Raw genomic sequence first — 15,020 nt, 5'->3', positions numbered from 1 at the left:
GTAAGGTGATTTAAAACGGTATAATGTGTAAAATTGGTTAGCGATCGCTAACTCGAAATTTAACAGCACTTGTTTATGAAATATCAGAAAAAATTAAAATACAAAAAAATACTTAGTGTTGCTCTTTGATCTCTATCAATTATACTTTGTTTTTCCCTAAAAATATTGGCAAGTAGCCAACCATCTTATAGTATCTTCAAGACAAGTACACCCATCATTATTGATGGTACATTAGATAAACCAGCATGGACAGCAGCACCAGATGTGGGAGCTTTGAAATTTCCTTGGTGGCAGTCGGGAAAGCCAAGCCAAGGACTCAAATCCTTGGCTAATAGCTTAAGTCATCTCAAGATGACTAAATTATTAATACCATCTTTTTGTATCTCCGATAATCAAAAATAAAATCAATTATGATCGGGACTAAAGCGATGAGGAAGGCAATTTTCTTGGCTTGAGATTGCTATCCTGACGGACTGCGACCCATTTCCTGAGGTCATGCTGCGCTTTCCATGTCGCGGAGTGTTAACGCGCGTTATGTGAAGCTCGAAACGCTGTCGCTTGGGCTGCGAGTCGCGCCATGGCTGCAGTAGGTTGCGTCTGCGTAAGTCCTAATGATAAATAAATCATCCATTCTTTTCTCTTCTTTCCTACTCCCTACTGCCCACTCCCTACTCCCTATTTCAATGAAAATAATCATAAATTTGCTGTGCTAACTTAGGTCCGACTCCCGATACTTCTGTCAACTGTTTCACCGTTGCCATCCTAATATAATCAACGGAATGAAAATGCGCCAATAACAATTTTTGTCGATGTTGCCCTAAACCGGGAATTTCATCTAAACGTGATCGCTTCATTCTCTGACTTCTTTTATCCCGATGAAAACTCACGGCAAACCGATGTGCTTCATCTCGCAACCTCCTTAACAACTGTACCCCCGGTTGTTCAGCATCAGTTTTTAAAGGTAACGATTCCCTTGGTAAAAAAATCTCCTCCCGTTGCTTTGCCAAACTCACTACCCGCACTTCTTCAAATATATTCATTTCTTCCATCACTGCTACTACTGCCGAAAGTTGCCCTTTCCCACCATCTATCATCACTAAATCTGGTTTCTCTACAGTCGGTTGTTTTTCATAGTCACGAAACCGTCGCCCAATAACTTCTGCCATACTCGCAAAATCATCAGAATGTCCGGAACGTACTTCTGGATTTCTGATTTTATAATGTCGATAATGTTGTTTTGCTGGCAAACCGTCAATAAATACCACCCGCGACGCTACTGCATCGGAACCTTGAACATGAGAAATATCATAACCTTCGATGCGATGGGGCAACTCTGGCAAATCTAATATTTCTGCTAAATCTGTCATAGCTGCATTATTTTGATCGCTCATTTTTTCTAGTCTTGCCAACTCATATTCAGCGTTCTTTTTTACCATTTCTATTAATTCAGCTTTTACCTGTCTTTGAGGTACAAAAATATCGACTTTTTTCCCTTTCTTTTCTGTTAACCAATTTTGTAAAAATTCACTTTCTGGTAATTCATTTTGCACAATAATTTCTGTAGGAATCTCTACAGAATCTAATGCTTGATAATGAGATTCTAAAACCCGCTGCAAAATCATTCCTAATTCCTCATTCTCTATTTTTTCTACATTAGGAGTTTCGGCAATAAATCCTAATCTACCGACTAATTTTCCTGCCCTAATCTGGAATATTTGTACACAAGAAATTTGATTATTTCCAGCTAAAGCTATTGCATCTCTAGAAATTTGGTCGTTTGGTAAAGAAACTTTTTGGTCAGCATTGAGAGAATCTAAATCTTTAATTTGGTCGCGAATCATTGCTGCTGCTTCAAAATTTAGAGATTCAGATTCTTTTGCCATTTGAGTATTCAAAATATCAATTAATTCTCCAGTTCTACCTTGAAAAACCATTGCCACTTTTTGCACAATTTTATGATATTCTTCTGGAGTAATTAATTTTTGACAAACTCCCGGACAGCGACCAATATCATAATTTAGACAAGGACGGTCTTTAAATAAAGGTTTTGGTCTTTGACGTAGAGGAAAAATTCGTTTAACTAAATGTAGAGTATTTCTCAAAAGTCTAGTATCAACATAAGGACCATAATAACGGTCTTTAGCTTTACTTAATCTACGTTTTCTGGTAATAAAAATTCTGGGATAATTTTCTGACCAAGTTATGCAAAGATAAGGGTATTTTTTATCATCTTTAAGTAAGACATTAAAATGTGGTTGATGTTGTTTAATTAGATTAGCTTCTAATGCTAAAGCTTCAGCTTCCGTATCTGTGACAATAAATTCAATTTCTACAATTTTTTGTACCATTAAATTGATACGATAATTATGGTTTTTACTTTCTCGAAAATAGGAACGAACCCGATTTCTTAGTTTTTTAGATTTGCCGATATAAAGGATGCGATCGCTACTATCACGCATTAGATAAACTCCCGGAGTTTGGGGAATTTCTTTAAGTCGATTTTCTAAACGTTCTGAATCTTTTATTATGGGTTTCATTTCAGTTATCAGTTATCAGTTATCAGTTATTAATTTATCAGTTAATAGTACGTCATTTGGAAATTTTTAGCTAGGTGTAAAATTATCATATTAAATATAGAAGTCAGGTTTGTATTAGATATCCTATTTTTCCACAAACCCGGTTTTTTATAATACTCTAAAGTCAGATAATATTACAGTAGATTTTCCGCAGAGGAAGTACAAATATTAATAATCAAATATTTTCAGTATGAGTCGGAAAGCTCCCAAATTATTCATTGATAAAACTGCTGAGATTTCACCTATTATTTTCCCATTTTTTTAGTAAGTCAATCATCAGGAAGCAGTAATTAAGTTAAAGTAGATTCTCTGCAGAGGAAGTACAAATATTAATAATCAAATATTTTCAGTATGAGTCGGAAAGCTCCCGATAGATTTACCTCGTTTATATTAGATATCCTATCATACTAATATCTCTGTTCCACAAACACAGTTTCTTGTCAGATAACTTCTAATATTTTACCTGTTTTATTCAGATGAAAAATTGCAATGGCATCAACTCCTGATTGAACATTTGCTAGACAACAAATATCTGTAAAATCCCCAGAATTAAGTAATATTTGGTTCCGATAACTTTTGTGCAAATGACCGCAAACTACTAACTTTGGTTTTAACTCATTTACTAACATTCTGACATATTCATTTCCCACTAAATCGTAATAACCTTGACTCCTTCGTTGCTGTTCAAACTCTTCAGCATCTGCCGGATTTATAACATTAGCAGGCCAGTCATGTAATAAGAAAAATCTGTATATCTACAGTCTGAAGCTTCCATAATTTCTGATTCTGTAAAAGCAATATAATCCTGATTAGAATAACTACTAATTTCAGAAACTTTAGGTCGAGAAACCAGCAATTTATCCTCTTGATAAATACCAGAAACTCCTACAATTTTTAGACCTGATCAAACCACCGTTCCAACTCTACCTAAATAATAGCAATTATTAGTAATTTCTGTACCTGCATTAATTCTGTCTAAAAAACCATAAGGTTCGTGATTACCACCAATAAACCAAAGAAGCCAAGGAAAAGAAGCTTTTTATTGATAAAATCAGGAAATTATCCTAATTTACGATATTTTTTAGGTGCATCCATTGTTACTAGATCGGTTTCGTAGCGGTGCGGTTCAAAATCTCCTATTTGCAAAATAAATTCTAGCTTTTGATGAGAATTATTTTCCCATTTTTGTAGTAAATTAATCATTTTATAAATATGGCCGTGAACATCACCAACTACAGCAAAAAATATATCTTGATAGTTCTTAAACATTATATTTTATCTATTAATATTGTTTCTCATAAATTATCTCGACTAGAATTAAAAATTGCAATTAACGCCACACCCATATCTGCAAAAACTGCTTCCCAAATATTTGCTAACCCGACTATTCCCAACAAAATAAACAAACCTTTTATCCCCAAAGCAAAACCAATATTCTGCCAAACAATACGACGAGTTTTCCTGCCAACTTTTATTGCTTCAGCAACCTGAGAAGGAGAGTCAGTCATAATCACAATATCTGCACTTTTGATCGCTGCATCGGAACCCATACCACCCATCGCTATACCAACATCAGCGCGAGCAATAACGGGAGCATCATTAATTCCATCACCAACAAAAGCAACTTTTCCATTTTTTTGATGTAGTAATTTTTCAATGGCAGTAACTTTATCTTCTGGCAATAATTCTGCTTTATAATCATCTAAACCGAGATTTTTTGCCACCCGTTGAGCAACACTTCGATGGTCTCCAGTTAACATGACAGTTTTTTCCACGCCCAAATTTTTTAAAGATTTAATTGCCTGAGCAGCATCTAATTTAATTTGGTCAGAAATTATAATATAACCAACATATTTATTATCAACTGCTAAATGAACTGCTGTATCTCCAATATCGCAAATATCATGTTCAATATTTTCTATATTTAACAGGCGATAACTTCCAGCAATAACTGTTTTATTCCCAACTTTTGCTTTAATTCCACATCCAGCAATTTCTTGATATTCTGACACATCAGAATTATCTATTTTGTGGGAATTATATTTATAAACTGTTTGAGCAATAGGATGATTTGATAAAGATTCAACTTTAGCTGCCATTTCTATTAATTCTGATTTAGTCAAGCCATTTTTTGTCATAATATCTGTTACCTGAAGTTTCCCTTCTGTTAAAGTTCCAGTTTTATCAAAAACTACAGTTTTAAGAACAGCTAAATCATCTAAAAATGTAGAACCTTTGACTAAAATTCCTCTTTTTGCAGCCCTACCAACTCCACCAAAGTAACCCAAAGGAATACTAATTACTAATCCACAAGGACAGGAAACAACTAATACAATTAATGCCCGATTTATCCAATCTCCATGAGTCGCACCAGAGATAAATATAGGAGGTAAAAGAGCAATTATCAAGGAAAGAAAAACAACTACTGGAGTATAATAACTAGCAAAAATTGTCATAAATCTTTCAGTTTGAGATTTATGCGTTTTGGCAGTTTCAACTAATTCTAAAATTCGGGAAATTGAAGATTCAGAAAATGCTTTACTAACCCGAATTGTTAATACTCCCGTTTGGTTAACCATGCCTGCTAATATTGTTTCCCCAACTGTGAAAAACTTAGGTATTGATTCTCCAGTTAACACCGAAGTATCAACTTGAGAATTGCCAGAGATAATTTCACCATCTAAAGGAATTTTTTCGCCAGGTTTAACAACTATTTTACTGCCAATTTCTACTATTTCTGGAGATACTTTTTCTAAAGAATCATCAATTTTTAAATTTGCATAATCAGGACGAACTTCTAATAAAGACTTGATAGAAATACGGGAACGTTTGACCGAATATTCTTGGAGTATTTCCCCAATTTGATAAAACAACATTACTGCCACTGCTTCCGGTAATTTATCAATAGTTATCGCTGCTAATGTTGCCACACTCATTAAAAAATTTTCATCAAATATTCTACCTTTAAAAATATTTTTCCCTGCCCTATAAAGTACAGTCCATCCACTATATATATAGATAGGAATAAATAATATGTATTGTCCTATTCCGTGGGCAGTATTTTGTAATTGTTGATAGAAAATCAAACTGAAAATATAGATAATAGTGACTGGAAATAAAGGTAAAATTTCCTGTCTTAAATTTGCATCTTGTGTAGGTTGATTAATATGATTATTATTTTCTTCATCGTGACAGCTACAACCATGAGATTTATTATAATTATTCATTTTTTTGTTTATTAAACCAGATTATTTTTCCGATTAATATTATACTTAGTTTTTATTAATTAGGAGTTATTGGACAGCAAATTCCTAAAGCCTAAGTATAGTAACTAATTTAGCTCTAAGAAAGAAGGTTGTAAGCATTTATAATTCAGCACTCAGCACTCAGTGTTCAGCCATCTATTTTACTTTGAGATAAAAGCTTTATGATTGAGGAATTTTATCTGACTACAAAATTCAGCTTTCACTTTCTTTATTAGTTTAAATATCCTCCTTATGGTTAAGGTTTTTATTGCGAATAGCTGTTGGCGCAGCATGACCCAGGAAATGCTTACTAAAAACTGGCTTTTGTAGTAATTTTTATTCTAAAATGAAAAAGCTTTTATTACAAACTAAAAGCAATAGCTGACGGCTGAATGCTTACAGAAGATTTATTGCCATAATTGCCGTTCAAACCAGAAAATTTCCTAGATAAACTTCGTTTATAAACTCTTTAAATTAAAAAGAAGCAATCCCAAATTATGAGATATTGCTTTTTTTTAATCACAATGAAAATTATTTAAGTTGATATTATAGCATTTCTATTTTCTTGGCATCATAAATATTCCAATATCAGCGCATCTTGCTATAATTTTCATTATTAATTATTTAATATCTTGGTTCTAAAAATTGTTCATCAAAAGAATTATTGGAATGATTTTCAGGCAACCAACGACATTCTAATTTTCCTGCTTCTATTTGAGGTACTTTAATCGCAAAACCATCACCATCACTTACCATAGAAAATCCAAAACCAAGAGAAGTTCCCAGTAAAACTAAAGCAACTGTTCTAAACATTTATATATTCTCCAATAATATAATTTTAATTCTTCCCTACTTGTAAGTATTCAGCTATTCCTTTCCTCCAGAATGCCGCGCAAAAGGAATGTACTCCCATTCAGCAAACTCTATCTTAAGATATGAAAATGGCTTTTAATGAATATAACCTTTAAAGTTAGTTTTGATAGCAACATTCAATTTACCTTGCCTCAACTAACAAAGCTTTTATCTCACTCCTAAAATAAATAGCTGACTGCTTCCGAAGGAAATGCTGACTGCTGAATGCTTACCCCTATTTCAACTTACAAAGCAAAAATCTAAATTCCGCTTAATTCCATAAATATTATTGGTAGCTTACTCTCAGAAAATTAATGCTTTGCTAATAGTTACCTACAGTAAATATATTCTATTTTCCTGATTTTTCTAATAACTTTATAACCTCTAAAGTAACCATTTCCCTGTCAGTTATTAGCTATTGCTTTCTTGGCATAAAAGCTTTATGTAACATTCAGCTATTAGCATTCACCTTTCAGCTTTTTAGTAAGTACAATCAAGCAACCAAATGACATAGTTTTATATTTCAATTTTTACTGCTTTCTTACTTTAAAGACATAAACATCTCCAAAAATAAAAAACAGGAAATCAATTCTTATCCATATTACTTCTTCCCATTGCTCATTGCCTCCATACCTCTTTTCTGGAGAAGTCTAATAGCTTAATACTAACTTTAACCTCCACTAATTTTAGCTTTATAACCTAACTTAGTTAAAATATCTAACAACTTTTCTTTATGTTCCCCCTGAATTTCTATTTCATTATCCTTAAGAGTTCCACCTGCACCGCATTGATTTTTCAGTTGTTTAAGTAAAGCTGTTAAAGTTTCTTGGTCTGACTGAAACCCACTAATAATAGTAACTGTTTTTCCTTTACGACCTTTGCGGGATGCTTGTACTCTTAAATTTTGTTGGTTTGGCGGTAAGTTTGGTAATGCTCTTTCTGTTGCTGGAGAACTAGCATTATTACCAAATTCTGAATAAACTACCCGATCGCCTTTGGGATTTATTTTATCAAAAGAATTACGTTTGGAGTTGGGCATAATTTTACAGTTATATAATCGAATTTTTAATTAAAATAACATTAACAAGTTTACCATAGATATCTACAAAAGAGGGAATAGGGAATAGGCAAGAAGAATTGATTTTACTTTTTATTTTTGCGGAACGAAGGTAGAAGGGAAAAATAAGGTTTAAAAAAAGTTTTTTCTTACTAATTATCCGAACATGATACTATGCTCAAATATAGTAATGTGTGCACTTAATATTTCCAGATTGCAGGAGGTGTCCAAGAACTAATAGTCTTATATTATCGGTAATTTATTCTCCCTATTGTCAAATGAGCTGTTGCCTGTTGCGCGGCAGCGCAGCACTATAGGAGCGCATTTTGAGCATGAGTTGGGCAAAAAATTACTCCCCATCTCCTTAAAAACTTCTGACTTCTGATTTTTGACTTTTGACTTCCTGAAAACCTTCTTCCTTGTTTCTGCTAGCTTATGGTAATCTATCTGACAGTAAAATTTTGTTAAAGGAAGCTGAATGAAAAAATTACGAGTAGGTTTATTATTTGGTGGTTGCTCCGGGGAACATGAAGTATCCATTTGCTCTGCTAAAGCGATCGCTACTGCCTTAAGTAAAGGAAAAAATCCAGAAAAATATGAATTAATGCCAATATATATTCAAAAAGATGGTCGTTGGCAACCAACTGATTTTTCCCAACCAGTGCTAGAGTCTGGTAAACCATCCCAACTGACGGATGAAAATAATAATGACTCCAAAACATCCCTTCTCTGGCAACTTCCTCCCGAAGTAGCAGAGGTAGATGTTTGGTTTCCAGTTCTCCACGGTCCGAATGGGGAAGATGGTACAATACAAGGTTTACTCAAATTAATGCAGGTTCCTTTTGTCGGTTCTGGAGTTTTGGGTGCAGCAATGGGTATGGATAAAATAGCCACAAAAATTGCTTTTGCTCATGCAGGTTTACCTCAAGTGAAGTATATGGCAGTAATGCGATCGCAGATTTGGTCTAATCCTTGTGTGTTTCCCAAACTGTGTGATGATATTGAAACAGCTTTAGGATATCCCTGTTTTGTGAAACCTGCAAATTTAGGTTCATCGGTTGGTATTGCTAAGGTGCGCACCCGTTCGGAGTTAGAAACTGCTTTGGATGATGCTGCTAAATATGACCGACGCATTATTGTGGAAGCAGGTGTGGAAATGCGAGAGTTAGAATGTGCAGTGTTGGGGAATGATCACCCGAAAGCTTCTGTACTTGGTGAGATTACTTATGATAGTGATTTTTATGATTATGAAACTAAGTATACAGAAGGAAAAGCAGGATTATTTATTCCCGCGCGGGTGAGTGAAGCGATCGCTACTCAAATTCAAGAAATGGCAACCCAGGCATTTTTAGCTGTGGATGCAGCAGGTTTAGCCAGGGTAGATTTTTTCTATGTGGAAAAAAGTGGAGAAATTTTGATTAATGAAATTAATACTATGCCTGGTTTTACTTCTACGAGTATGTATCCTATGCTTTGGGAAGCTAGTGGTGTTCTTTTTGATGAGTTGGTAGATACTTTGATTCAGTTAGCATTGGAAAGACATTCTAACTAACTAGGGTTGGCAAAAAAAGTCTTTTTGTTATGGTAGGGAGTAGGGAGTAGTTAGGGTTTGCTGATTAAATCTCAAAGGTATTACTGAATAATTAATAATTAAAAGTTGATAGTCAATAATTATTCATTCAACAATTCACCCCTGGAAGCCTCCCCTATTCTAGGGGATAAATCAAAAATTTTCATGATTAGTCAATCCCCTTCTTTTAAGAAGGGGTAATTATTAATTATTAATTGTTCATTATTAGCTGAATGATCATTTCAGTTATCAGTTATCAGTTATCAGTTATCAGTTATCAGTTAGCCTCCTCCGGAGGAACTGCGCAATTCAGTTATCAGTAAACTTCGACTCAAGTCAGAGGCTTGAAATACTGAGTTACAGTGCTTTTCACTCTTGATGAACCACTGGAGCCATAATCAAAATCCAGTAGGGACTATGCAACGTCCCTACCTACTCCCTACCTTCACCAAGAGACTGAAGAAGCGCAAACCCTAGTTTTGTAAAGACACAAAAGGGTGCATCTCAATGCATGAATAAAGCCAAAAATTTACCGCTTTTAGGGAAAACTTAACTGGTTTAGAAGGAATAAGGAATAGGAAAAAAGTATTTTGGCACGCTATGAGATGCACCCACACAAAATGGGTTCTATATGACATTACTAACATTAAATACCTGACATAATAAATTGTATTATTTTTAATAACAAACTAATAATAAAAAAACCTAAAATAGCAATAACAATTACAAATAAAATCAAGCCACCTAAAAGTAGAAAAATAAACGAACTATCAGCTTTTTTACTAACTTGAGGAGATTTTAAATGACTCTCCAACAAATCCATATTTTTAGAATTTGCTTTCCATGCAACATCAAATAAATCCCCAATAACAGGTACAATACCAACAAGGGAATCAAACACTATATTAGAAGCCATTCGTGTCAGAGTTTCTTTAGGTAATCCCATCTTGGCAGCAGAGAACACAATATAAACAGAAATTAATCCGCCCAAAACATCTCCACCACCAGGAATTAATCCTAGCAAGGGATCGAGACCAACACCTAATGATGTACCAGGAACACGAATCGCATTATCAAGTAAGTCACTAAGTTGACGCAGTTGTTTAACCTTAGCAGTTTGAAGTTCATTATCTGGAATAGTACGAGAATGTTTTTTCATCAGTTACAGCGCTACGCACTAGGGAATAGGGAACAGGTATGGAGGGAACAGGTATGGAGGGAATAGGGAACAGGGAAAAGTAGACTATCAAAAGATTTTAGGATTTAGAAATTGCCTGACCTTTGCTTTAATATCATGTCCGGTTGAATAGTTAAATTTTGGAGAAATGAAGGCAGAAGGAGAAGTAAAGGTTTAAAGGAAAAAGGTTTTTTGGTCGCGTAAGCGGAACGGATTTCTATCGCTGATTATCCGGACATGACATAACTACTATATCAATTATTAGACATTTAGGACTTACGCACGCGCAACGTATTTCTGTCATTGCGAGCCACAGCGTTTGCGAAGCAGTCCGTCAGGATAGCAATCTCAAATGACCAAAACTCCTCGATTATGCGTAAGTCCTGACATTTTTAGAAAAGAAATAGTAGGGACGTTCCAGGGAATTTTCATTAATTAATGGAGCGAATAGATTAATTATTAATTATTAATTCAGGACTAAAGCAACGGGAATCCAGAAACCCGGTTTCTACGATCAACCGGGTTTCTTTGCGTAAGTCCTGTAATTATTAATTATTAATTATCGATTACTTACTTTGATTCAGTAAAATCAGCATCAATCACATCATCTCCACCACCAGCATTAGAGTCAGCAGCAGCACCATCACCACCGGGTGCTGGACCTTCACCAGGAGCGCCACCAGCTTGTTGATACATATTGCTGCTAACAGTGTAGAGAGCTTGTTGTAACTCAGTAGTTAAAGCAGTAATTTTCTCATCGTCTTCTTGACCAACAGCATCCCGCAAATCTTTAACCAAACCTTCAATCTTAGTCTTATCAGCTTCCGGAACCTTATCTCCCAATTCCTGAATTTGCTTCTCAGCCTGATATGCTAAAGAGTCAGCTTGGTTTTTGCGGTCAATTTTCTCGCGACGTTCTTTGTCAGCAGCAGCATTTGCTTCTGCTTCCTTAACCATCCGATCAACTTCTGTATCTGGAAGAGTGGAAGCACCCGTAATACTAATAGACTGTTCCTTACCAGTACCCTTATCCTTCGCAGTTACATTCAGAATACCGTTAGCATCAATATCAAAAGTAACTTCGATTTGAGGTACACCGCGAGGTGCTGCGGGGATACCATCTAAGCGGAAAGTTCCTAAACTCTTGTTATCATTAGACATTTCCCGCTCACCCTGTAGTACATGGATTTCTACATTTGTCTGACCATCTACAGCAGTTGAGAACACTTCTGATTTCTTGGTAGGAATAGTAGTGTTACGGGGAATAATTTTAGTCATTACTCCACCCAGAGTTTCCACACCCAAAGATAGAGGAGTAACGTCTAACAAGAGAATATCTTTAACTTCACCTGCTAACACACCAGCTTGAATAGCAGCACCAACAGCTACCACTTCATCAGGGTTAACACTTTGGTTCGGGTCTTTACCTAATACCTTCTTGACAATTTCTTTAACTGCTGGAATACGAGTAGAACCACCAACTAATACTACTTCGTCAATAGCTTTTTTATCTAACTTAGCATCCCGGATCGAATTTTCTACAGGAATCCGACAGCGATCAATAAGGTCGGAACATAGACCTTCAAATTCAGCTCTGGTAAGAGTTACATCTAAATGCTTAGGTCCATCTTGAGTAGCAGTAATAAATGGTAGGTTAATTTCTGCTTGAGTAACGCTAGAAAGTTCAATTTTAGCTTTTTCTGCTGCTTCTGTTAAACGTTGTAGAGCTTGTTTGTCTTTACGGAGGTCGATACCTTCTGCTTTTTGAAATTCACTAGCTAAATAATCAACAATTTTCTTATCAAAATCATCACCGCCAAGGTGAGTATCACCAGAAGTTGCTAATACTTCAAATACACCGTCACCTACTTCTAAAATGGAAACATCGAATGTACCACCACCAAGGTCAAATACTAAAATAGTTTCGTTACTTTTTTTATCTAAACCATAAGCTAGGGAAGCAGCAGTTGGTTCGTTGATAATCCGGAGGACTTCCACACCAGCAATCTTACCAGCATCTTTGGTTGCCTGTCTTTGGGAGTCGTTGAAGTAAGCAGGTACGGTAATTACGGCTTGCGTTACCTGTTCCCCAAGATACTTACTAGCATCCTCAATAAGTTTACGCAAAACTTGAGCTGAAATCTCTTCGGGGGCATATTGTTTTTCTAATGCTGGACAATCTAACTTAACATTGCCATTGATGTTGAGAACTTTGTAGGAAACTTCAGTAGTTTCGTTAGTTACTTCATCAAATCTACGTCCGATGAATCGCTTTACAGAGTAGAAGGTATTTTGGGTATTCATCACCGCTTGACGTTTAGCGATTTGACCGACCAGTTGTTCTCTTTTTTTGCCGTAAGCTACTACGGAGGGGGTTGTACGAAAACCCTCTGCATTAGCTATAACTGTGGGTTTACCACCTTCCATAACAGCAACACAAGAGTTTGTTGTACCTAAGTCAATTCCGACTACTTTTGCCATAACAGTTTTTTTGCTCCATTTGTTACAAAATTTTTGCCTATTTGTCAACCCTATTTTGGGGATTGACTTAAAGACTAATATTTAATCTCAATAATTTAGTTTGAGTTTAGGTTTAGTCTGAAATATTAAGTTATTTATATCTATACTGCGGTTAGTTAGAGTATTCTATGAAGGGGTATTTACCGAACCTCATTAAAGATTAGATATCAGCATTCAGCATTCAGCATTCAGCCGTCAGCTAGTCTTATTGGCAAGAACTTCAAGTTATTAACTAACTTGTAAAGCTTTTAGCAACTTTAGGTGGGGAAAAAGTACCAGCTTTTAGGTCAAAAAGGTTAAAAAAGTTAGCATATAAGGATTATACAAGAGTAGAAAAATTAACAGACAATTCTTACAACTAATTCCTCTATAACTCCTATTCTTCCTAGCTCTGTATGGACGCCCTTATGCAACGTCCCTACGACTCCCTACTCCCTACCCTAACCATCAGACTTTCCATAGGCAAACCCTAATTAAAACTGATAAATGAAATTATTCATCAGCACACCAGGCAATTTGCCGAACTTTTTCAAAACATGAGAATAAAGCAAGTTTATTGCTTGGTTTGGTAAGTCTTAACTTTTGTTCTTTTATGTTTCTAATTTAAGGCTAATAAGCGATCGCTGTCATTGTGGCAAACCGTAAGTTAAGTGTTGTATTTGCCCTCTTGATATTTTTGTTGAATTATTATAGTAATCCTAAATATAGCAATTTTAAATAAGTTGTGACAAATCAAAAAGCAAATTAAAAAAACTGAAATTCTTACTTAATTATCTGTTCCCTGGTAAGCATTTAGCTATTAGCATTTCCTATTCTCTAAAAGGAATGAAATTTCTTACACTAATAAAATAAGATTGTGTAAGCATTCAGCTATTAGCAGTCAGCATTCAGCTTTTTAAGAAATAAGCCTTTAAAAGTGGAGTTTAGATGAAGCAAACATTAACTTCTACTATATTTTGAAGCAGAAAATTAAAGAACAAGTAGTCTTAGTTATTAGCTAAAGTTGATCAAGCTGATAGCTGTTAGCGAAGCTCCTCTGAAAGAGGCTAGCTGACTGCTGAATGCTGACAATATTGTTATAGCAATCGAAGCAAAGGTTAGGACGTTAATTTAACAGCATAATCAACTCTCAATACGAAAATTTTCTATTGTTCCTTCTGACTTTCGTGCCTCGGTTTTTAATTGGAAACCAATAATGTTCTATTTCATTTAAGTCAGGAGAATATGGTGGTAAATATTCAATTTCACAATTCACTGATTCTATTAATTCTCTAATTTTTGAGGATTTGTGAAAACTTGCATTATCTAATATTACTAATTGTCCTGTTTTTAATTGAGGCAATAATTTTTCTTCCAACCATTTTTCAAAAACTAGACGGTTACAAGAACCTTCAAATGTTAATGGAGCAACTAATTTTCCCTCACACAAACCACTTATAATACTTACTCTTAGACTTCTTTTTCCTGACTTGAAATCGTAATAGCTTTTTCCCGATTCATTCCATCCATAACCATAATCTTCTCTATTATCCATACCTGATTCATCTATATACACCAACTGTTCTGGCCTTTTATGACTAATTTTGGCTATAAATTCTTTTCTTTTGTCTTCATCTCTTTCTCTGTAACCGTAAGTTTTTTTTTCTTGTAATTTTTTTAAGGCTTTACTTATAGTGCGATCGCTAACCAATTCTGGCCATTCAGATGCCATTTCTTTTTGAGTTTTACTGCTATTAATCTGGGCAAATTCTCGGAATTTTTCGCGCGTCTGATATTTTGGGATTATATCCTTTTTGATAACCTGTTTTAGCTTTTATATCCCCAGTTTCTCTTCTTCTATGTAACCAAATATTGATGGTATTACGACTAATCTTAAATATAGAACTTACTTGATTTTTAGTCATTCCACCATCAATGGCCTTCATAACTTTTTGTCTTAAGTCATAGCTATAAGGAGCAGGCATAATCTTTCCTAGATAATTTTTCGAGCATTATGTCCGCGCTCTTTGCTTCGACTGCTATA

11 protein-coding genes and 1 pseudogene are annotated in these 15,020 nt (G+C 35.0%); 2 read left to right on the top strand and 10 right to left on the bottom strand.

Features of this window, described 5'->3' with window-relative positions; all coding sequences use genetic code 11:
• The first annotated feature begins 165 nt into the window (after positions 1 to 165).
• A complete protein-coding gene (locus VKJ25_RS01265) occupies positions 166 to 402 on the top strand; it encodes a hypothetical protein (RefSeq protein ID WP_324234814.1) in 237 nt (78 codons plus the stop codon).
• 278 nt (positions 403 to 680) lie between these two features.
• Here the strand turns inward: VKJ25_RS01265 and uvrC are convergent, their stop codons facing one another.
• From uvrC to VKJ25_RS01230, 7 genes are all read right to left on the bottom strand, one after another.
• Positions 681 to 2,537 (bottom strand): excinuclease ABC subunit UvrC, encoded by a 1,857-nt coding sequence (gene uvrC / locus VKJ25_RS01260; protein WP_324234813.1) that lies wholly within the window; start codon positions 2,535 to 2,537, stop codon positions 681 to 683.
• 479 nt (positions 2,538 to 3,016) lie between these two features.
• Positions 3,017 to 3,226 carry a hypothetical protein gene (locus tag VKJ25_RS01255; protein WP_324234812.1) on the bottom strand — a complete coding sequence of 70 codons (210 nt, stop codon included), beginning with the start codon at positions 3,224 to 3,226 and terminating at the stop codon, positions 3,017 to 3,019.
• Positions 3,227 to 3,285: 59 nt separating this feature from the next.
• Positions 3,286 to 3,432 carry a hypothetical protein gene (locus tag VKJ25_RS01250; RefSeq protein WP_324234811.1) on the bottom strand — a complete coding sequence of 49 codons (147 nt, stop codon included), beginning with the start codon at positions 3,430 to 3,432 and terminating at the stop codon, positions 3,286 to 3,288.
• Between the two features lie 203 nt (positions 3,433 to 3,635).
• Positions 3,636 to 3,845, bottom strand: a complete 210-nt coding sequence (locus tag VKJ25_RS01245) for a metallophosphoesterase family protein (RefSeq protein WP_324234810.1) — start codon at positions 3,843 to 3,845, stop codon at positions 3,636 to 3,638.
• A 26-nt stretch (positions 3,846 to 3,871) separates the two neighbouring features.
• Positions 3,872 to 5,803 (bottom strand): heavy metal translocating P-type ATPase, encoded by a 1,932-nt coding sequence (locus VKJ25_RS01240; RefSeq protein ID WP_324234809.1) that lies wholly within the window; start codon positions 5,801 to 5,803, stop codon positions 3,872 to 3,874.
• A 642-nt stretch (positions 5,804 to 6,445) separates the two neighbouring features.
• Positions 6,446 to 6,634, bottom strand: coding sequence for a hypothetical protein (locus VKJ25_RS01235; RefSeq protein ID WP_324234808.1), 189 nt, complete (start codon positions 6,632 to 6,634; stop codon positions 6,446 to 6,448).
• Between the two features lie 709 nt (positions 6,635 to 7,343).
• The gene (locus VKJ25_RS01230) at positions 7,344 to 7,712 is read right to left on the bottom strand and encodes a translation initiation factor (RefSeq protein ID WP_324234807.1); all 369 of its coding nucleotides are present in this window, start codon (positions 7,710 to 7,712) and stop codon (positions 7,344 to 7,346) included.
• A gap of 496 nt (positions 7,713 to 8,208) precedes the next feature.
• On the opposite strand from VKJ25_RS01230, the gene VKJ25_RS01225 reads away from it, so the two are divergent.
• Complete coding sequence (locus VKJ25_RS01225; RefSeq protein WP_324234806.1) at positions 8,209 to 9,282, top strand: D-alanine--D-alanine ligase family protein; 1,074 nt, start codon at positions 8,209 to 8,211, stop codon at positions 9,280 to 9,282.
• A gap of 664 nt (positions 9,283 to 9,946) precedes the next feature.
• Here VKJ25_RS01225 and VKJ25_RS01220 read toward each other — a convergent pair.
• The 3 genes and pseudogenes from VKJ25_RS01220 to VKJ25_RS01210 all read right to left on the bottom strand — a co-directional run bounded on the left by VKJ25_RS01220 (position 9,947) and on the right by VKJ25_RS01210 (position 14,961).
• On the bottom strand, positions 9,947 to 10,459 hold the full coding sequence (locus VKJ25_RS01220; protein ID WP_324234805.1) for a DUF4112 domain-containing protein: 513 nt from the start codon (positions 10,457 to 10,459) through the stop codon (positions 9,947 to 9,949).
• A 588-nt stretch (positions 10,460 to 11,047) separates the two neighbouring features.
• Positions 11,048 to 12,958 (bottom strand): molecular chaperone DnaK, encoded by a 1,911-nt coding sequence (gene dnaK / locus VKJ25_RS01215; RefSeq protein WP_324234804.1) that lies wholly within the window; start codon positions 12,956 to 12,958, stop codon positions 11,048 to 11,050.
• A 1,161-nt stretch (positions 12,959 to 14,119) separates the two neighbouring features.
• Positions 14,120 to 14,961, bottom strand: a pseudogene (locus VKJ25_RS01210) (IS630 family transposase).
• Positions 14,962 to 15,020 lie beyond the last annotated feature (59 nt).

Origin of the sequence: Okeania sp. (assembly GCF_035285525.1) — a bacterium.
Taxonomy (GTDB): domain Bacteria; phylum Cyanobacteriota; class Cyanobacteriia; order Cyanobacteriales; family Microcoleaceae; genus Trichodesmium.
The sequence above is the reverse complement of the archived record's forward strand: the minus strand, read 5'-3'. Positions and strand labels throughout refer to the sequence as shown.